Raw genomic sequence first — 19,075 nt, 5'->3', positions numbered from 1 at the left:
TCCGCGTTTCTTGAATGCCCAAGCGTAGCCGCTTTAGCCCGGCAATAAAAAGGGAACGTTCCCAATTTAAAGCCCTGATCACGGTTTAACGCGAGAAAGCAGGAGAAAACGGGCGGCGCCGCCGCCCGGCAATCAGGCGCGCAGTTCCTGGCGCACGTGTTCGGGCAGGCCTTCCACCACCAGCTGATAGGAGCTGTCGATCAACGCATAAAACTGCGAGTTCGGCAGGTTGCCGTCGAGAAATACCGTATTCCAGTGCGCCTTGTTCAGGCCGTCGCAGGCGACGATCTCAGGGTGGTGTTCGCGCAGGCTTTCCGCCAGCTCCGGGCTGGACTTGACCGCCAGCGCCGGCCGCCCTTCCACTTGGCACACCATGGCGAACATCACCTCGCCCACCTTTATCTGGCTGGCCTGCCACTGGTTCTGGTCGCTTTGCTCCGCGCCCGGCTTCGCCATGCAGTACTCCAGCAATGCGCTGTTATTCATTGGGTTATTCCCCCTGTAATGTGGCCGCAATACGGCGTGCTCCGCCGTGGATGCGGTGCTCCCCCAGCCAGATGCCCTGCCATGTGCCCAACATCAGCCGCCCGTGCCTGACGGGCAGCGTCAAGGAAGCGCCCAGCAGCGAGGATTTGATGTGCGCCGGCATGTCGTCCGGCCCTTCGTAGTCATGTTGATAGGGGGCATTTTCCGGCACCTGACGCAGGAAATGCTGCTCCATATCGGCCCGCACCGTGGGATCGCAGTTCTCGTTGAGCGTCAGCGAGGCCGAGGTATGCTGCAGCAACAGATGCAGCAGGCCGGTTTGCAGGCGGTGTAAGTGGGTTAACTGGTTGGTGATCTCGTCGGTAACCAGATGAAAGCCACGCGCTTTTGCGCTGAGGATTAGCGTTTGCTGATGCCACATGAGTGAGCGCCCCTCAATCAGTATATTCTCTCTCCGGTTTGCGGCAACTTCGGCGGCGCGCCGGCAATAAAAAAGGAGCGATATCGCTATCGCTCCCGATGAACGTCCGTTCAGACTAACAGGCGTTACTGCACCGCAGCAAACGCCTCGGCTACCTGACGCACGTTGTCGTGGTTCAGGCCGGCCACGCACATGCGGCCGCTGTGGATCAGGTAGACGCCGAACTCTTCGCGCAGGCGATCGACCTGCGCCGCACTGAAGCCGGTGTAGCTGAACATGCCGCGCTGCGCCAGCAGGTAATCGAAGTTGCGCTGCGGCAGCGCGCTCTTCAGGGTGTCCACCAACGCGTGGCGCATTTCGAGAATGCGGGTGCGCATGCTTTCCACTTCATTGAGCCACTGGGTTTTCAGCTCAGCGTCGTTCAGCACTTTAGCCACCAGCTGCGCGCCGAAGTTCGGCGGGCTCGAGTAGTTGCGGCGCACGGTCGCCTTCAGCTGGCCCAGCACGCGCCCGGCCGCTTCTTCGCTTTCGCACACCACCGACAGGCCGCCGACGCGCTCGCCGTACAGCGAGAAGATCTTCGAGAACGAGTTGCTCACCAGGCACGGCAAGCCGGCCGCCGCAATGGCGCGAATGGCGTAGACGTCCTGCTCCATACCGCCGCCGAAGCCCTGATAGGCGATGTCGAGGAACGGAATGATCTCACGATCGGCGATCACCTTGATCACTTCGTCCCACTGGGCGGGGGTCAGATCTGAGCCGGTCGGGTTGTGACAGCACGGATGCAGCAGCGCGATGCTGTGCTTCGGCAGCTGTTTCAGCGCAGCCAGCATGGCGTCGAACTTCACGCCCAGGCTTTCGCCGTCAAAATACGGATAGGTATTCACCTTGAAACCGGCGCCGCTGAAGATGGCGACGTGGTTTTCCCAGGTGGGATCGCTGACCCACACCTGCGAATTCGGGAAGTAGCTTTTCAGGAAGTCGGCGCCCACTTTCAGCGCGCCGGAACCGCCGACGGTCTGAATGGTGGCGATGCGCCCCTGCTGCAGCATCGGGTGCTGCTCGCCGAACAGCAAATGCTGGATGGCGGTGCGGTAGGATTGCAGCCCTTCCATCGGCAGGTATACCGAGGCGCCGTGCTCGACGCTGTTCAACTGCGCTTGCGCCGCGGCGACCGCACGCATCTGCGGAATAACGCCCTGCGCATCGTAGTACAGGCCAATGCTCAGGTTCACCTTGTGCGCGCGCGGGTCTTGTTTGAATTTTTCCATCAGCGACAGAATGGGATCGCCGGCATAGGCGTCAACGTTCTGGAACACGTTTTTTTCTCCTGGTTTATTTATTGTGGTTTGGGCACAGCGTTACGTTCCTAATATAGACGGAAAAGCGCATTCGGTTTCAGCTTTCTCGCGTCACCGGCAACAAACCGTTTTCCTTGATGCGATTGAGCACCACCGCCGTTTTGATATGCGCCACGCTTTTGTGCGGCGACAGCGTCTGGCTGATGAACTCGCTCAGCGCCGGCAGGTCCGCCACCGCCACTTTCAGCAGGTAATCGGCGTCGCCGGTGGTCTTGTAAGCGTCCAGGATCGCGTCCACGTCCTCCAGCATCTGATGAAAGCTGTCGATCTGCTCCTGAGCGTGCGTGATCAGGCTGACTTCAATCAGCCCCACCAGCCCCAGGCCGACCGCCTCCGGCGCCAGCCGCGCGTGGTAGCCGCGGATCAGCTGCGCCTGCTCCAGGCTGATGCGCCGCCGTGAACACTGGGAAGCGGAAAGCCCCACCAGTTCGCTCAGCTCCTGATTGGTCAAACGGCCGTTGGCCTGTAACAGCGTCAGGATTTTCATATCAAAATCGTCAATGTTGTACATAGCCACCTGTAAACTGTGTTAATAAATGTTGACGTTACAGCCTACCAGTTTTTTTACCGTTGCCGACGTCACACCCTGGCGCTTAAATCGCGTACAGCAGCAACGCCCGGCGTTTTCGCCGGTAAGCGGCATAAAAAACGGCTAACTCATGCAGGCAAACGACAATTAACGGCGAAGTAACGCATAAAACCACGAATGTATAAAAAGGACGCCAGATGAAAAAGTTACTCCCTCTCGCGCTGCTGCTCGCCGCCGGCAGCGCCGGCGCGCAATCCCACCTGGACAAAGTGCTGCAGCAAAAGACCCTGGAGGTCTGCACCACCGGCGACTACAAGCCCTACACCTTCCTCAAGGAAGATGGCAGCTATGAAGGCATCGATATCGACATGGCGGAATCGCTGGCGAAGAGCCTCGGCGCCAAGGTGAAGTGGGTGAAAACCAGCTGGAAAACCCTGACACCGGACTTCGCCTCCGGCAAGTGCGACATCGCCATGGGCGGCATCTCCGTCACGCTGGAGCGCCAAAAACAGGTGTTCTTCGCCGACAAGCTGGATACCGACGGCAAAATTCCGCTGGTGCGCTGCACCGACGTGAAGAAATACCGCACGATAGAACAGATCAACAAACCATCGGTGCGTCTGCTGGAACCGGCGGGCGGCACCAACGAAGCCTTCGTGCACGCCTATCTGCCAAAAGCCAAGCTGACGCTGACGCACGACAACATGAGCATTTTCCAGCAGCTGGTGGATCGCAAGGCGGACGTGATGATCACCGACGCCTCCGAGGCGCTGTACCAGCAGAAGCGCTATCCGAAGCTGTGCGCGGTGAATCCGACCAAACCGATGCAGTACGGCGAAAAGGCCTACATGCTGCCGCGCGACGATCTGAGCTGGAAACTGTATGTGGATCAGTGGCTGCACCTGGCCAAGGCGACCGGCGAGTATCAGAAGGTTATCGACAAGTGGTTGGCGGTAAAGAAGTAACCCGCTGAGAAACGGGGCCGACGCGCGTCGGCCCCTGCGGCGTATCAGTCGCCGATGTATTCCATCGCCACGCGCTGCGTGAGCTTGGTGATCAGTTCATAAGCGCTGATGCCGGTACAGGCGGCGATGCGCTCGACCGGCAACGCCGGCCCCCACAGCACCGCTTCATCCCCCACCTTATCGGCGGCGTCCGGCCCGAGATCGACCGAAATCATGTCCATCGACACCCGGCCGACGATCGGCACTTCGCGGCCGTTGATCAGGATCGGCGTGCCGGTCGGCGCGCTGCGCGGGTAGCCGTCGCCGTACCCCATCGCCACCACGCCAAGGCGAGTATCGCGCGGGCTTATCCAGGTGCCGCCATAGCCCACCGCTTCACCAGCCTTGTGCTCGCGCACCGCGATCAGGCTGGATTTCAGCGTCATCGCCGGCTGCAGACCATGCTCGGCGCCGCTGCCGTTATCCAGCGGCGACACGCCGTACAGAATGATGCCGGGACGCACCCACTCGTTGTGGGCGTCCGGCCACAGCAGCGTGCCGCCGGAGGCGGCGACCGAGCGATGGCCCGGTTTGCCGCGCGCGAACTGCTCGAAGCAGGCGATCTGTTTCAGGGTGGCGTCGGACTCCGGCTCGTCGGCGCGGCTGAAGTGGCTCATGATATTGACCGGCTGCGCCACGTTGCGGCAAGCGCACAGACGCTGATAAAACGCCTCCGCCTGTTCGGGACGCACCCCCAGCCGATGCATGCCGGTATCGAGCTTCATCCACACCGGCACCGGGCGCGCCAGCTCGGCCTGTTCCAGCGCCTCGAGCTGTTCGATGCTGTGCACCGCGGTTTCGATGTTGTTCGCCACCAGCACCGGCAGGTCTTCGGCGCTGAAGAAGCCTTCCAGCAGCAGGATCGGCTTGACGATGCCGCCGGAGCGCAGCATCAGCGCCTCGCCGATGCGCGCTACGCCGTAGCAGTCGGCGTCTTGCAGGGTGTGTGCTGTTTCCAGCAGGCCATGTCCATAAGCGTTTGCTTTCACAACGGCAATCAGGCGGCTTTGCGGCGCCTGGCGGCGCACCTGTTGCAGATTATGTCGCAGAGCGCGGCGGTCGATTACAGCGGTTGCCGCTTTCATTTCAGTTCCTTAGCTGATTATTCGTCATCGTATTGTGGCCCCGCGTAGTTATCGAAACGCGACCACTGGCCGTTAAAGGTAAGGCGCACGGTGCCGATGGGGCCGTTACGCTGCTTACCGATAATAATTTCCGCGATCCCTTTCAGATCGCTGTTCTCGTGATACACCTCATCACGATAGATGAACATAATCAGGTCGGCGTCCTGCTCGATGGAGCCGGATTCACGCAGGTCGGAGTTGACCGGGCGTTTGTCGGCGCGCTGCTCCAGGCTTCGGTTCAGCTGCGACAGCGCCACCACCGGCACCTGCAGCTCTTTCGCCAGCGCCTTCAGCGAGCGCGAAATCTCGGCGATCTCCAGCGTACGGTTGTCGGACAAGGCCGGCACGCGCATCAGCTGCAGGTAGTCGATCATGATCAGGCTAAGCCCGTCGTGCTCACGGAAAATGCGCCGCGCGCGCGAGCGCACTTCGGTCGGCGTCAGGCCGGAGGAGTCGTCGATGTACATGTTACGCTTCTCCAGCAGGATGCCCATGGTGCTGGAAATGCGCGCCCAGTCCTCGTCGTCGAGCTGGCCGGTACGGATGCGCGTCTGATCCACGCGCGACAGCGACGCCAGCATACGCATCATGATCTGCTCGCCGGGCATCTCCAGGCTGAAGATCAGCACCGGTTTCTCCTGGGTCATCGCGGCGTTTTCGCACAGGTTCATGGCGAAGGTGGTTTTCCCCATCGATGGACGGGCGGCGACGATGATCAGATCGGACTTTTGCATGCCCGCAGTTTTCTTGTTGAGGTCCTGATAGCCGGTATCTACCCCGGTCACGCCGTCATGCGGCTGCTGATACAGCTGTTCGATACGCGAGACGGTGTCTTCCAGGATGCGTTCGATGCCCTTCGGGCCCTCGTCTTTGCTGGCGCGGTTCTCGGCGATTTGGAATACGCGGGATTCCGCCAGATCGAGCAGGTCTTCGCTGCTGCGGCCCTGCGGATCGTAGCCGGCGTCGGCGATTTCGTTAGCCACCGAGATCATTTCGCGCACCACCGCGCGCTCGCGCACGATGTCGGCGTAGGCGCCGATGTTGGCGGCGCTCGGGGTGTTTTTCGACAGCTCGGCCAGGTAGGCGAAGCCCCCCACCGAGTCCAGTTCGCCCTTCTGTTCAAGCGATTCGGACAGGGTGATGAGGTCGATAGGCTTGCTCATCTCCAGCAGACGCTGCATCTCGGTAAAGATCAGGCGATGCGGGCGGCTGAAGAAGTCGTTGGCGACCACGCGTTCCGCCACGTTGTCCCAACGCTCGTTATCCAGCATCAAACCGCCCAACACCGACTGCTCGGCCTCCAGCGAGTGCGGCGGCATCTTCAGCCCTTCCATCTGACGATCTCTGGAACGCTCTCTGGTTTCGTCCGCGTTTGTTTTGTTGGTTGGTTTTTTCCTGCCATGAAACGTAGTCTTTATCCGGTTGCGAATGAAGGATCCTGACGCGAGAGTATACGTGATTTTTGCGTCATAACCGATGCAAAAAAGGTATTGAACCCCGCACGGGCGAACTGGATCTCCGATACTAAAAAGAATAGGGTGAAATCAGACACTCCAACGAGGTAACCCAATGGCCAAGCGCATTCAATTCTCCGCCGTCGGCGGACCGGAAGTCTTGCAATACGTTGATTTTACACCGCTCGATCCGGCTGCCGGTGAAGTGCAGATCGAGAACAAGGCGATCGGCATCAACTACATCGACACCTATGTGCGCAGCGGGCTGTACGCGCCGGCCAGCCTGCCGAGCGGCCTCGGCACCGAAGCGGCCGGCGTGGTGGTCAAGGTCGGCGCCGGGGTCAGCGCGATCAAACCGGGCGACCGGGTGGTGTATGCGCAGTCGTCGCTCGGCGCCTACAGCGAGATCCACAACGTGCCGGAAGAGAAAGTGGCGCTGCTGCCGCACAACCTGAGCTTTGAGCAAGGCGCCGCTTCTTTCCTGAAAGGGCTGACGGTGCACTATCTGCTGCGCCAGACCCACGAAGTGCAGCCGGGTGAAGTATTTTTGTTCCATGCCGCCGCCGGCGGCGTCGGGCTGATCGCCTGTCAGTGGGCCAAAGCGCTGGGCGCGCGCCTGATCGGCAGCGTCGGCTCCGACGAGAAGGCGGCGCTGGCGAAGCAGGCCGGCGCCTGGGCCACCATCAACTACCATAAAGAGGATATCGCCCAGCGGGTGGCCGAGCTGACGCACGGCGAGAAGGTCGGCGTGGTGTACGATTCGGTGGGGCAAAGCACCTGGCAGGCCTCGCTCAACAGCCTGAAGCGGCGCGGCCTGATGGTCAGCTTCGGCAACGCGTCCGGCCCGGTGACCGGCGTCGATCTGGCGCTGCTGAATCAGAAGGGCTCGCTGTACGTCACCCGCCCTTCCCTCAACGGCTACATCACCAACCGCGCCGAGCTGCAGTACGCCAGCAACGAGCTGTTCTCGCTGATCGGCAGCGGCGCCATTCGGGTGGAGGTGAGAGACGAGCAGAAATTCGCGCTGGCCGACGCCCAGCGTGCGCACCAGGTGCTGGAAAGCCGCAGCACCAGCGGTTCCAGCCTGCTGATCCCCTGATCGCGGCCAAAGAAAAGGGCTCCTTGCGGAGCCCTTTCTGTTACTGCGTTTTGTAGGGGTAGAGCAGAGTCCGCCAGAGACAGGGGTTGCTTTAGCAACACGAATTTTAGGTGTCTCTCACGGTGATGAAATCGGTCGCATCACTGCATCGACCCACATCCTAACAGCCCCGTCCGGCAAAAAACACGCTTTATGTGCCACATCGCCGGGGAAAACTGCCAAGCTGTGATCGCTGCCGCATTCGCGGTGCGGGAAATTGTGCAAGTTTCAGTGTGACTGTCTGATTATTCAGCAAAAAATCAGTAACGCCGGATCTGGGGTTTCTGCATTGAACGGTAAATCCATACCCCAACCACCGCCAAAATCAGCCACGGCAGCAGCTTAATGACCACCGCGAACAGCCCGCCCAACAGCATGAATGCCGCCGCCACCAACAGCGCAGCGAAGATCCCCAGCAGCGAGATGCCGGTCACCATCAGCATCACCACAAAACCAATGAGAAAGAAGATTTCCAACATGATTGCTCCTTTGCAATACAACGTATCTGCAGAGTGGATTACAAGAAGCGTGCCAGAACGGCGGATGGGCTAACCCATTGAAAACAGAGGACAGGCATCCGGTAACGCACCGAACGCCTGGCGAAAAAGACTAACTGTTGGTCAAATTTTTTGTGGATTACGCCATTTCGACGCGCGGCTGACGCACCAGCGCCAGCGCCTGCTCGACCACCCGCGCATCGGCGCCCGGCTTGTGGGCGTTCTCGCTCAGATGGCGACGCCACTGGCGCGCGCCCGGCACGCCCTGGAACAGACCGAGAATATGGCGAGTAATGTGGCCAAGATAGGTGCCGTTAGACAGCTCGCGCTCGATATACGGATACAGCGCTTCGACGATCGCCACGCTGTCCGGCACCGCGGTCTGCGCGCCGAACAGTTCGCTGTCGACCCGCGCCAGGATACCCGGATTCTGATACGCCTCGCGCCCCATCATCACGCCGTCCAAGTGCTGCAGGTGCTGCCGCGCCTCTTCCAGCGTTTTCACCCCGCCGTTAATGGCGATGGTCAACGCCGGGAAATCCCGCTTCAACTGATAGACGCGCGGATAGTCCAGCGGCGGCACTTCGCGGTTTTCTTTCGGGCTGAGGCCGGAGAGCCAGGCCTTGCGCGCGTGGATGGTGAACATGTCGCACTCGCCGCGCCCGGCGACGGTCTCGATAAAGTCACACAGGAAGGCGTAGCTGTCCTGATCGTCGATGCCGATGCGGGTCTTCACCGTCACCGGGATCGACACCACGTCGCGCATCGCCTTGATGCAATCGGCGACCAGCGCCGCCTGGCCCATCAGACAGGCGCCGAACATGCCGTTTTGCACCCGATCGGATGGGCAGCCGACGTTGAGGTTAATCTCATCGTAACCGCGCTGCTCCGCCAGCTTGGCGCAATGCGCCAGCGCGGCCGGATCGCTGCCGCCCAGCTGCAGCGCCACCGGATGCTCTTCTTCGCTGTAGGCCAGATAGTCGCCCTTGCCGTGGATGATCGCGCCGGTGGTCACCATCTCGGTGTACAGCAGCGTTTCCTTGGTCAGCAGGCGGTGGAAGTAACGGCAATGACGATCGGTCCAGTCGAGCATCGGCGCGATGGAGAAACGATTGGCGGCGTAGGTTGGGGCGTGGTTGTCTTTCGTCATGCTGAGTTACTGGCTACCTGAGTCTGTCTGGGTTCAACGAACGGCGCGCGGCCGCAAACGGCTATTATAACGACAATCGGCGCCGTTGGGAAAACCCGCTTGCCGCCGGCAAAAATAAGCGGAGACAAGGCGAATAAACCCGCTCGTTCAGGTGTTATCTCATTACGGGCGCGCACGGCGCCTCTGCCTTGAGGACATAACCATGAACAGCTTCATTAAACGCCTGCTGGCATCGGCCATTGCCGGCTGCCTGCTGTTGTCCGGCGCGGCGCTGGCGATGGGCGGCGATGGCAGCGGCCAAACCCCGCCAACCTGTCCGAAAGGCCAGGTCTACGACAGCAAAACTCAGACTTGCATGGTAGATAAAAGCGGCAAGGTCGACGACGCCGACCGCACTAACTACGCCTATGCACTGGCGAAAAGCGGCCGTTATCAGGAAGCGCTCGATATGCTCAATACGTTGAAAAATCCCAACACCGCCGTTGCGCTGAACTATCGTGGCTACGCCACGCGCAAACTTGGCCGCACCGATGAAGGGATCGGCTATTATTTAAAATCAGTAGCCCTCGATCCGAAATACCCCAAAGTGCGCGAGTACCTGGGGGAAGCCTATATGCTGAAAGGCCGACCCGATCTGGCTCGCCAACAGCTGCAGGTGATCCAGTCGCTGTGCGGCACCGGGTGCGAGGAGTACCGCGATTTGGCGGCGGCCATCGACCGCCACCCGGAATCGTGATCCGACGCGCCTGCGGAGGTGACTATCAGCGGCGATGCGATACGCGATGAACTCGGCCACTATCTCTCCCGCCTGTGGCGCTATGCGCTGGTGCTCTCGCACCGGCGGGATGTCGCCGACGATCTGGTGCAGGCCACCTGCCTGCGTGCGCTGGAGCGCGCCGCGCAATTCACCCCCGGTTCACACCTGGATCGCTGGCTGTTTTCCATCTTGCACTCCATTTGGCTCAATGAAGTTCGCGCCCAACATCTTCGCCAGGGGCAAGGCTGCATGGCGGCGGAAGAGCTGGGCGATGCGGACAACGGCGAACAGCCGGTCTGGCTCCATGAAGTGATGCGGCGCGTCAGCCGGCTGCCGACGGCCCAGCGCAACGCGCTGTTTCTGGTGTATGTCGAAGGGCTGTCTTACCGGGAGGCCGCAAAAGTGCTGGCGGTGCCGATCGGCACCGTCATGAGCCGTTTGGCGGCCGCACGTCTGGCATTGGCCGATGACCGCCCGTTGGCAAACGACGGCCCGCACCGCAAAGAGCGCCATCCCGCCCCCTTGCCTCCTGCTCGTCGATAACGCCCTATTCCAACGAGCGGATAACCCGGCATGGCTGCCCCAGCGCCAGCACGTTGGCCGGGATGTCGCCGGTAACGATGCTGCCTGCGCCGATGGTGGTGCCGTCGCCGATAGTCACTCCCGGCAGGATCACTACGTTGCCGCCGATCCAGACGTTGTTGCCGATGGACACCGGCTGCGCCGAGGTGCGGAAAGGGAAATCCGGATCGCCGGTGAAGCGCTCTGCGGCCTTCAGCGGGTGGCTCGGCGTATAGATTTGCACGTTGGGGCCGATCAGCGTGTTGTCGCCGATGGTGATGGTATTGCAGTCGAGGAACACCGCGTTGACGTTGATAAAACAGTTTTTACCGATGCGGACATGCTGCCCGTAGTCGCACCAGAATGGCGTTTCAATCCAGCTCGCTTCCCCCCAGGCGCCGAACAGCTCACCGAGCAGGCGGTTTTTCTCGTCCGCCTGATGCGAGTCCAGCGCCCCCAAGCTTTTGATCAACGCCCTCGCCCGATGGTACATCCCGATCAGTTCTTCATCGCGGCTGTTGTACTCCAGGCCGCTTAACAGCTTCTCTCTTTCCGTCATCACACAGGGCTCCTGCTCATCACGCGGGTGAAAGGCGTTATACCGCTCTCGTCCCCCGCTCTCCAGCGCTAAAACCGGCAACGTTGATTTGCCGCCCGACGGCGGGGAAAAGTTGTGACGCATCTCTCTTTTAGCGCGATCGACGCGCCTTTCCCTGCGCTATCATCAGGGGAAAAGGGGGCAACCCTCGGCGATTCGCCGTAATCATGGTAAAATCGGCTTTTTTACGTACCGGGATATTTGCGATGAACTCAACCACCCAGGAAAAGCTGCTGGCGCAGGCTGAACGCCTCTGCCAGCAACGCAATGTGCGATTGACGCCGCAACGGCTGGAAGTGCTGCGTCTGATGACTCAGCAACCCGGTGCAATCAGCGCATATGACCTGCTCGATCTGCTGCGCGTCGCCGAACCGCAGGCCAAGCCGCCGACGGTATACCGCGCGCTGGATTTTCTGCTGGAGCAAGGGTTTATCCATAGAGTGGAATCGGCCAACAGCTACGTGCTGTGCCACCATTTCGAACAGCCGATGCATACGTCCGCGCTGTTTATCTGCGACCGCTGCGGCCAGGTGACCGAACGCACCACCGAAGGCGTGGAGGAAACGCTGCAGAAGCTGGCGCAGGAAGCCGGATTTGCACTGCGGCACAGCGTGGTGGAAGCGCACGGTCTGTGCGCCGGTTGCGTTGAAGTTGAAGCTTGTGACAGCAAGCATGACTGCGCCGAACACGATCACAGCATCGCCATCAAGAAGAAGTAAGACGAAGTCAGGTACTTCCCTGTACCTGCGGCCGGGGCGCCAGAGGATGGAGCGACGCCGGCCTGCGCTGTTGCGGCCGCCGTCAGTGGCGGCCCTGCGTGTTACCAGCGGTGTTTGGTGTGATCTTCCCAGGCCTTCACCTCTTTTTCGGCCGCCTCTTTCTGGTAACCGTAGCGCTCCTGAATTTTGCCGACCAGCTGTTCGCGTTTCCCTTCGATGACCGTCAGATCGTCATCGGTCAGCTTGCCCCATTTCTCTTTCACTTTGCCTTTCAGCTGCTTCCAGTTACCGTCGGCTTGATCTTTATTCATAGTCTCTCCGTTAACCTGTGGTGAATCAGTGATCCCTGTTGCCGGTCGGGGTTAACCAGAAATTTTTCTGGCCGATGCTTCCTTCACCTTAAGAAGCACCGCTCCCCTTCATTTACCAGCCACATGATTCATTCTAGTTAAACATGGAAATAAAAAAGCCAAAACACAGAATAAAAAACCATTAACAAACAAAATAAAAACAAAAAACGCTAACAAACAACGAACTAACGCGAACAGATCAAGGCTGAAAACATGTAAGCAAACATGACCAAAATCATAAGAAAAACTAACCATTAACCCAACAAAACGTCCGGTTTAATGTGCAGTAAACCAGCTGCCGCGCACCTGGTGACGGTGCCAAATCCAGCCCAATGCCACGCCACGCAACGTCAGAAACACCGCCAGCGCCAGCCAGAGCCCGTGATTGCCAAGCAGCGGCACGCTGAACAGCGTCAGACCGTACCCTGCCGCGGCCACCGCCATGCTGTTACGCATCTCAGCGCCGCGCGTGGCGCCGATAAACATGCCATCCAGCAAATAGCACCACACCCCGACCAGCGGCAAAATGACCTGCCACGGTAAATAGTGGGCGGCCAACGCGCGCAGCTCCGGTAGGGAGGTCAACGCCGCCACGATCTGCTGGCCGGTAACGGCATACGCCAGGCCGAAGGCCAACGCGACCAGCCCCGCCTGCCTGCAGGCCGCGTGCCACACCTTACGCAGTTGGCTGCCGTCCCGGGCGCCGTAGGCGTGGCCGGAATGGGCCTCCACCGCATAAGCGAAGCCGTCGAGCGCATAGGCGGTAAACGTCAGCAGGTTCATCAACACCGCGTTAACCGCCACCACATCGCTCCCCAGGCGAGCGCCGAAAATGGTCAGCGACGCAAAGCACAGCTGCAGCAGCAATGAACGCAACATGATGTCGCGATTGAGCGCCAGCAGGCGACGCAGATCGCCACGCCAGGCCTGACGCAGCATCGCCAGGGTAATATCGCGCAGACGCATCACCCGCCACGCCAGCCACAGGCCGAGCAATAGCGTGGCATATTCGGCGATGGCGGTGGCCGCCGCCGCCCCTCGCACGTTCCAACCCAGGCCCATCACCAGCCAAATATCCAGCACGATGTTCAGCAGGTTGCCGACGATCAGCAGGATCACCGGCGCACGCACGTACTGCACGCCGAGCAGCCAGCCCAGCAGCACCAGGTTGGCCAGCGCCGCTGGCGCGCTCAACCAGCGGATCTCAAGAAAACGCCGCGCCTGCCCCAGCACCTCGCCATCGCCGCCGACGATCCGCAGCGCCAGTTCAATAAGCGGGTAGCGCAACAGGACGATCGCCCCCCCGGCCAACAACGCCAGCAGCAGCGGTTGCATAAAGGCGCGCGCCAGCGCCTGCGGGTTCTTCGCTCCCAGCGCCTGCGCCGCGAGGCCGGTGGTGCTCATGCGCAGGAACAGCAGCAGCATGAACAGGAAGCTGGTCGCCACCGCGCCGATCGCCACGCCTCCCAAATAGATCGGGCTGTCGAGGTGGCCGATCACCGCGGTGTCTACCAGCCCGAGCAGCGGCACGGTGATATTGGAGAAAATCATCGGCAGGGCGAGGCGCCACAGGGCTTTATCGGTGTCGCTGGTGAAGGCGGAAATCAGGCGCATGATGGGATGTTCCTGTGACAGAGTGACGAAGGGCGAAGTCAGAAACAAAAACGCCCCAAAACAGGGGCGATTGATTCAGGGAGCGGCGGTGATGGCGCGGCGATTAAATCCAGTCGCCGTTGCGGATCACGCCGACCGCCAGCCCTTCGATCGTGAAATTCTGCTGGCGCAGATCGACCACGATCGGTTGGAATTCGTTGTTTTCCGGCAGCAGTTCAACCACGTTGCCGTGCTTTTTCAAGCGTTTGACCGTCACTTCGTCTTCGATGCGCGCGACCACGACCTGGCCGTTGCGCACGTCTTGCGTTTTGTGCACCGCCAGCAGATCGCCGTCCAGAATGCCGATGTCGCGCATCGACATGCCATTCACCCGCAACAGGAAATCGGCGCTCGGTTTGAACAGGGATGGATCCACCTGGTAGTGCCCTTCGATGTGCTGCTGCGCCAGCAGCGGCTCGCCGGCGGCGACGCGGCCGATCAGCGGCAGCCCTTCTTCTTCTTCCATCAGCAGGCGGATACCGCGCGACGCGCCGGAGACGATTTCGATCACGCCTTTGCGTGCCAGCGCCTTCAGGTGCTCTTCGGCGGCGTTAGGCGAACGGAACCCCAGACGCATCGCGATCTCGGCACGCGTCGGCGGCATGCCCGTTTGCGAAATATGATCGCGAATCAGATCGTAGACCTCTTGCTGTCTGGTAGTTAGTGCTTTCATTCCGCCCCCTGTTTGTTTATACAGTCTTGCTGTGAGTATATACAGGTAAGCGCGGATTGGGAACCGAAGAATAAATAAAAATCAGTCAGTAGGCGCTTTGCGTCAGCCAAAATGCTGCCACAAGACCGTGCCCCAAACGAACAGCGCGAGTACGATCGCCAGCGACACCGCCGCCGATCCCATGTCCTTGGCCCGCCCGGACAGCTCATGGTGTTCGCTGCCGATGCGATCCACCACCGCCTCGATCGCGCTGTTCAGGATCTCGACGATCATCACCAGCGCCACCGATCCGATCAATAAAATGCGCGCTATCGCACCCACGTCCAGCCAGACAGCCAGTATGATAGCCAGGAGGGTCACCACCAGTTCCTGGCGGAACGCCGCCTCGTGTTGCCAGGCGGCGGAAAGCCCTTTATAAGAATAGCCGGCGGCCTTGATGATGCGGGTCAATCCGGTTGCTTGGTTTGCCATGTTTTCGTGCCTTTCTCAGAGGTCGGTCATAATAAAAAGAGTCTAGAACAGTCCGCGCTGACGGCTCTCGGTTTTCGAACACCACAGATCTGCTACCCGGTTTCTGGTATGCTTGCGGCGCATTGCTAACAAGAGGCTTCACGTTGTTATGTCAGGTTGGCGTAAAATTTATTATAAAATATTGAATTTACCACTTAAATTGTTGGTAAGAAGTAAGGTCATCCCTTCAGATCCGGTTACCGAGCTAGGGTTGGATCCCTCACGGCCGATTTTGTATGTTTTACCTTACAATTCCAAGGCGGATTTGCTGACGCTGCGCACCCAGTGCCTGGCGCAGGATCTGCCCGATCCGCTCAACGCGCTGGAGATCGACGGCACCGTGCTGCCGAGCTACGTGTTCATTCACGACGGCCCGCGCGTGTTCCGCTACTACACCCCGAAAGAAGAGTCGGTAAAGCTGTTCCACGACTACCTGGATCTGCATCGCAGCAATCCGGATCTCGACATTCAGATGCTGCCGGTTTCGGTCATGTTCGGCCGCTCGCCGGGCCGCGAAGGCCACGGCACGCCGCACCTGCGTCTGTTGAACGGCGTGCAAAAATTCTTCGCCGTGCTGTGGCTCGGCCGCGACAGCTTCGTGCGCTTCTCCAACACCGTTTCGCTGCGCCGCATGGCTACCGAACACGGCACGGATAAAACCATCGCGCAGAAACTGGCGCGCGTGGCGCGCATGCACTTCTCGCGTCAGCGCCTGGCCGCAGTAGGCCCAAGCCTGCCGGCCCGTCAGGATCTGTTCAATAAGCTGTTGGCGTCCAAAGCGATCGAAAAAGCGGTCGAGGACGAAGCGCGCAGCAAGAAGATCTCGCACGAGAAAGCCCAGCAGAACGCCATCGCATTGATGGAAGAGATCGCCGCCGACTTCTCCTACGAAACCGTGCGTCTGTCCGATCGCGTGCTGAGCTGGACCTGGAACCGGCTGTATCAGGGCATCAACGTCACCAACGCCGAGCGCGTGCGCCAGCTGGCGCAGGACGGCCACGAGATCGTCTACGTGCCCTGCCACCGCAGCCACATGGACTATCTGCTGCTGTCCTACGTGCTGTATCACCAGGGCCTGGTGCCGCCGCACATCGCTGCGGGCATCAACCTCAACTTCTGGCCGCCGGCCCGATCTTCCGTCGTCTGGGCGCGTTCTTCATCCGCCGCACCTTCAAGGGCAACAAGCTTTACTCGACGGTGTTCCGCGAATACCTCGGCGAGCTGTTCACCCGCGGTTACTCGGTGGAATACTTCGTGGAAGGCGGCCGTTCCCGCACCGGGCGTCTGCTGGAACCGAAAACCGGCACCCTGTCGATGACCATCCAGGCGATGCTGCGCGGCGGCGCCCGTCCGATCACGCTGGTGCCTATCTACATCGGCTACGAGCATGTGATGGAAGTGGGCACCTACGCCAAAGAGCTGCGCGGCGCCACCAAGGAAAAAGAGAGCCTGCTGCAGATGCTGCGCGGCCTGCGCAAACTGCGCAATCTGGGCCAGGGTTACGTCAACTTCGGCGAACCGCTGCCGTTGACCGCTTACCTCAACCAGCACGTGCCGCAGTGGCGCGAGTCGATCGATCCGATCGAGGCTCAGCGCCCAAGCTGGTTGACGCCGACGGTCAACGATCTCGCCGGCCAGATCATGGTGCGCATCAACAATGCCGCCGCGGCCAACGCCATGAACCTGTGTTCCACCGCGCTGCTGGCCTCCCGCCAGCGTTCGCTGACCCGCGAACAATTGCTCGAGCAGCTCGAGTGCTACCTGCAGCTGATGCGCAACGCGCCTTACGCGCATGACGTCACCGTACCGACGCAGACGCCGGACGAGCTGCTGGATCACGCGCTGAACATGAACAAGTTCGAGGTGGAAAAGGACAACATCGGCGACATCATCATTCTGCCGCGCGAGCAGGCGGTGCTGATGACCTATTACCGCAACAACATCCACCACCTGCTGGTGTTGCCGTCGCTGATCGCCAGCATCGTCATGCATCATCGCCGGGTATCGCGCGCCGAACTGCTGCGCCAGATTGGCATGATTTACCCGATGCTGAAAGCCGAGCTGTTCCTGCATAACGACAAGGAGCAGCTGCCGGACGTACTGCGGCCGATGATCGACGAGCTGATCCGCCAACAGCTGATCTGCGACAAAGGCGACGAGCTGGTGCTGAACCCGGCGCGCATTCGCCCGCTGCAGCTGCTGGCCGCCGGGGTGCGCGAAACCCTGCAACGCTACGCCATCACTATGTCGATCCTCAGCGCCAACCCGAGCATCAACCGCGGCGCGCTGGAGAAAGAGAGCCGCATCATGGCGCAGCGTCTGTCGGTGCTGCACGGCATCAACGCGCCGGAGTTCTTCGACAAGGCGGTATTCTCCACCCTGGTGGCGACGCTGCGCGAAGAAGGCTACATCAACGACAGCGGCGATGCGATCCGCGAGCACACCCTCGAGGTGTACAACATGCTGAGCGATCTGATCACGCCGGAAATCAAGCTGACCATCGAAAGCGTCAACATGCCGGAAGAGACCAACGCTCTGCCGCAAACCGATGCGCAAGAAGAGAAAGACGAGTGATTTCACCCGGCGCGGAAACACAAAAGGCACCCCTTGGGGTGCCTTTTTTCTTGCTGCAGGAAACCGTTACGCCGGCAGATAGCTGAGCGCGATGCCGATAAACACCACCAGCCCAACATAATTGTTCTGCAGGAAGGCCTTGAAACAGGCCTCGCGCTCGCGCCCGGCGATCTGCTTCTGCTGGTGAATGAACAGCGCGCCCGCCAGCAACAGCGACCAGTAAAACGCGCCGCCGAGCTGCGCCAGATAACCGACCCACACCAGCAACAACAGCGTTGCGAACTGCAACAGCCCGACGATCAGCTTGTCATAACGCCCGAACAGGATGGCGGTGGACTTGATGCCTATTTTCAGATCATCGTCGCGATCGACCATCGCATACAGCGTGTCATAGGCCACCGTCCAGCAGATGTTCGCCAGCAGCAGCAGCCAGCAGCTGAGCGGCAGCGATTCGCTGACCGCCGCATAGCCCATCGGAATGCCCCAGCCGAACGCGGCGCCCAGCACGAACTGCGGCAGGTTGGTCACCCGCTTCATAAAAGGATACACCCAGGCCAGCGCCAGCGCCGCCAGCGACAGCCAGATGGTCATCGCATTCAGCGTCAACACCAGGCAGAACGAGATCAGCACCAGCACCACGAACAGCACCTTGGCCTCTTTCGCGCTCACCCGGCCGCTCGGCATCGGCCGCCCGGCGGTGCGCTTTACGTAGCCGTCCACCGCGCGATCGGCGTAATCATTCACCACGCAGCCGGCGGCGCGCATCAGGAACACGCCGAGCACGAACACCACCAGAATCGACAGCGGCGGCACGCCTTTCCCGGCCAGCCACAGCGCCCACAGCGTCGGCCACAACAGCAACAGCGTGCCGATCGGTTTATCAATGCGCATCAAATGGCTGTAAGCCCGCCATTTACTTTGAGTCACGCTTCCCTCCAACGTCTTGCTCTCCTCTCTTATGCGGGAACCGCTGAATACAGCGGCGAAGCCGGTAAAAACAGTTCGGTCAGCAGCAGCGGCTTGCCCGCCAGCCGCAGCCGTGAACGACGCGCCCACAGCGCGTCCTGCCGGCCGATATGGATATAGTCGCGGGTCAGATCGCCGCTGCTGAACAGATAGCGCCCGAGCGGCAGCGTCCCCAGATCCACCAACGCCTGATCGGGGCCGGTCAGCGTATGTTCCGGGATCACCGTGCGCCCCAGCAGCCAGGGCTGGTCGTCGCCCAGCAGCACCACTTCGCGCAACCAGTAGCGCGGGCTGTCGGGCAGGTGGTTCGCCTCGTCGCCCAGCGCCTCGCGCGTGACGAAGCATTCGCGCTGCGGTTCAACGCGCACCTGGGCGCAATGGCGTTCAAATCGGCGGGTCATGGAGCCTAACTCCATCAGCCAGTCGCTGACGGCGGCGGGCGCCGGAGGATCCTGTTCGGATAACCACTCCAGCGGCGGCAGGATGGAATCCCTGATGCCAGACATTGCTTTACTCCTCGCCTGAACCGCAGCCGGTACGGCGCGCCAGA

Annotated in this window: 20 protein-coding genes and 1 pseudogene; 6 read left to right on the top strand and 15 right to left on the bottom strand. The window is 60.6% G+C overall.

Annotation, left to right across the window (positions count from 1 at the left end; translation table 11 throughout):
• Positions 1 to 132: 132 nt before the first annotated feature.
• From ITX55_RS11095 to ITX55_RS11080, 4 genes are all read right to left on the bottom strand, one after another.
• A complete protein-coding gene (locus ITX55_RS11095) occupies positions 133 to 486 on the bottom strand; it encodes an MmcQ/YjbR family DNA-binding protein (RefSeq protein ID WP_108682091.1) in 354 nt (117 codons plus the stop codon).
• Positions 487 to 490: 4 nt separating this feature from the next.
• Positions 491 to 907, bottom strand: a complete 417-nt coding sequence (locus tag ITX55_RS11090) for a secondary thiamine-phosphate synthase enzyme YjbQ (protein WP_089192302.1) — start codon at positions 905 to 907, stop codon at positions 491 to 493.
• Between the two features lie 125 nt (positions 908 to 1,032).
• Positions 1,033 to 2,226: an amino acid aminotransferase gene (locus tag ITX55_RS11085; RefSeq protein ID WP_033644416.1), complete on the bottom strand. Its 1,194-nt coding sequence runs from the start codon at positions 2,224 to 2,226 to the stop codon at positions 1,033 to 1,035.
• Positions 2,227 to 2,305: 79 nt separating this feature from the next.
• Positions 2,306 to 2,779 carry an Lrp/AsnC family transcriptional regulator gene (locus ITX55_RS11080; protein ID WP_025304444.1) on the bottom strand — a complete coding sequence of 158 codons (474 nt, stop codon included), beginning with the start codon at positions 2,777 to 2,779 and terminating at the stop codon, positions 2,306 to 2,308.
• Positions 2,780 to 2,994: 215 nt separating this feature from the next.
• On the opposite strand from ITX55_RS11080, the gene ITX55_RS11075 reads away from it, so the two are divergent.
• Entirely contained in the window at positions 2,995 to 3,762 is a 768-nt protein-coding gene (locus tag ITX55_RS11075) for a transporter substrate-binding domain-containing protein (RefSeq protein ID WP_033651220.1), read from the top strand.
• A 44-nt stretch (positions 3,763 to 3,806) separates the two neighbouring features.
• Here ITX55_RS11075 and alr read toward each other — a convergent pair whose 3' ends face one another.
• Together alr and dnaB are read right to left on the bottom strand one after the other, a co-directional pair.
• The gene (gene alr / locus ITX55_RS11070; RefSeq protein WP_108682094.1) at positions 3,807 to 4,886 is read right to left on the bottom strand and encodes an alanine racemase; all 1,080 of its coding nucleotides are present in this window, start codon (positions 4,884 to 4,886) and stop codon (positions 3,807 to 3,809) included.
• 17 nt (positions 4,887 to 4,903) lie between these two features.
• Positions 4,904 to 6,343 carry a replicative DNA helicase gene (gene dnaB, locus ITX55_RS11065; RefSeq protein WP_151265126.1) on the bottom strand — a complete coding sequence of 480 codons (1,440 nt, stop codon included), beginning with the start codon at positions 6,341 to 6,343 and terminating at the stop codon, positions 4,904 to 4,906.
• Positions 6,344 to 6,494: 151 nt separating this feature from the next.
• On the opposite strand from dnaB, the gene ITX55_RS11060 reads away from it, so the two are divergent.
• The gene (locus tag ITX55_RS11060; protein ID WP_033644412.1) at positions 6,495 to 7,478 is read left to right on the top strand and encodes a quinone oxidoreductase; all 984 of its coding nucleotides are present in this window, start codon (positions 6,495 to 6,497) and stop codon (positions 7,476 to 7,478) included.
• Between the two features lie 299 nt (positions 7,479 to 7,777).
• Here the strand turns inward: ITX55_RS11060 and pspG are convergent, their stop codons facing one another.
• On the bottom strand, positions 7,778 to 7,996 hold the full coding sequence (pspG, locus tag ITX55_RS11055; protein WP_033644411.1) for an envelope stress response protein PspG: 219 nt from the start codon (positions 7,994 to 7,996) through the stop codon (positions 7,778 to 7,780).
• Between the two features lie 157 nt (positions 7,997 to 8,153).
• The gene (gene dusA, locus ITX55_RS11050; protein WP_033644410.1) at positions 8,154 to 9,164 is read right to left on the bottom strand and encodes a tRNA dihydrouridine(20/20a) synthase DusA; all 1,011 of its coding nucleotides are present in this window, start codon (positions 9,162 to 9,164) and stop codon (positions 8,154 to 8,156) included.
• Positions 9,165 to 9,366: 202 nt separating this feature from the next.
• Here dusA and ITX55_RS11045 point away from each other — a divergent pair, with 202 nt between their 5' ends.
• Positions 9,367 to 9,900, top strand: a complete 534-nt coding sequence (locus tag ITX55_RS11045) for a tetratricopeptide repeat protein (protein WP_042785465.1) — start codon at positions 9,367 to 9,369, stop codon at positions 9,898 to 9,900.
• 18 nt (positions 9,901 to 9,918) lie between these two features.
• Positions 9,919 to 10,464: an RNA polymerase sigma factor gene (locus tag ITX55_RS11040; protein ID WP_033644408.1), complete on the top strand. Its 546-nt coding sequence runs from the start codon at positions 9,919 to 9,921 to the stop codon at positions 10,462 to 10,464.
• 4 nt (positions 10,465 to 10,468) lie between these two features.
• On the opposite strand, the gene ITX55_RS11035 is transcribed toward ITX55_RS11040, so the two are convergent.
• On the bottom strand, positions 10,469 to 11,041 hold the full coding sequence (locus ITX55_RS11035; RefSeq protein WP_042785466.1) for a sugar O-acetyltransferase: 573 nt from the start codon (positions 11,039 to 11,041) through the stop codon (positions 10,469 to 10,471).
• Between the two features lie 245 nt (positions 11,042 to 11,286).
• On the opposite strand from ITX55_RS11035, the gene zur reads away from it, so the two are divergent.
• Positions 11,287 to 11,799 (top strand): zinc uptake transcriptional repressor Zur, encoded by a 513-nt coding sequence (gene zur / locus ITX55_RS11030; protein WP_015379223.1) that lies wholly within the window; start codon positions 11,287 to 11,289, stop codon positions 11,797 to 11,799.
• A 101-nt stretch (positions 11,800 to 11,900) separates the two neighbouring features.
• Here zur and ITX55_RS11025 read toward each other — a convergent pair whose 3' ends face one another.
• The 4 genes from ITX55_RS11025 to ITX55_RS11010 all read right to left on the bottom strand — a co-directional run bounded on the left by ITX55_RS11025 (position 11,901) and on the right by ITX55_RS11010 (position 14,946).
• Positions 11,901 to 12,110, bottom strand: coding sequence for a CsbD family protein (locus ITX55_RS11025; protein ID WP_004936743.1), 210 nt, complete (start codon positions 12,108 to 12,110; stop codon positions 11,901 to 11,903).
• 315 nt (positions 12,111 to 12,425) lie between these two features.
• Positions 12,426 to 13,763, bottom strand: coding sequence for an MATE family efflux transporter DinF (dinF, locus tag ITX55_RS11020; protein ID WP_223085056.1), 1,338 nt, complete (start codon positions 13,761 to 13,763; stop codon positions 12,426 to 12,428).
• 103 nt (positions 13,764 to 13,866) lie between these two features.
• Positions 13,867 to 14,475, bottom strand: a complete 609-nt coding sequence (gene lexA / locus ITX55_RS11015; RefSeq protein ID WP_025160136.1) for a transcriptional repressor LexA — start codon at positions 14,473 to 14,475, stop codon at positions 13,867 to 13,869.
• Between the two features lie 102 nt (positions 14,476 to 14,577).
• Positions 14,578 to 14,946: a diacylglycerol kinase gene (locus ITX55_RS11010; RefSeq protein WP_015379225.1), complete on the bottom strand. Its 369-nt coding sequence runs from the start codon at positions 14,944 to 14,946 to the stop codon at positions 14,578 to 14,580.
• A 148-nt stretch (positions 14,947 to 15,094) separates the two neighbouring features.
• On the opposite strand from ITX55_RS11010, the pseudogene plsB reads away from it, so the two are divergent.
• Positions 15,095 to 17,559 (top strand): annotated as a pseudogene (plsB, locus tag ITX55_RS11005) (glycerol-3-phosphate 1-O-acyltransferase PlsB).
• Between the two features lie 66 nt (positions 17,560 to 17,625).
• Here plsB and ubiA read toward each other — a convergent pair.
• Both ubiA and ubiC read right to left on the bottom strand, forming a co-directional pair.
• Positions 17,626 to 18,498, bottom strand: a complete 873-nt coding sequence (gene ubiA, locus ITX55_RS11000; RefSeq protein ID WP_025304455.1) for a 4-hydroxybenzoate octaprenyltransferase — start codon at positions 18,496 to 18,498, stop codon at positions 17,626 to 17,628.
• A gap of 17 nt (positions 18,499 to 18,515) precedes the next feature.
• A complete protein-coding gene (gene ubiC / locus ITX55_RS10995) occupies positions 18,516 to 19,031 on the bottom strand; it encodes a chorismate lyase (RefSeq protein ID WP_033651214.1) in 516 nt (171 codons plus the stop codon).
• Positions 19,032 to 19,075 lie beyond the last annotated feature (44 nt).

The sequence above is a fragment of the Serratia sp. EWG9 genome, assembly GCF_019913725.1.
Taxonomy (GTDB): Bacteria; Pseudomonadota; Gammaproteobacteria; order Enterobacterales; family Enterobacteriaceae; genus Serratia; species Serratia ureilytica.
Note: the sequence above shows the minus strand (reverse complement) of the source record. Positions and strands in the feature narration are given on the sequence as shown.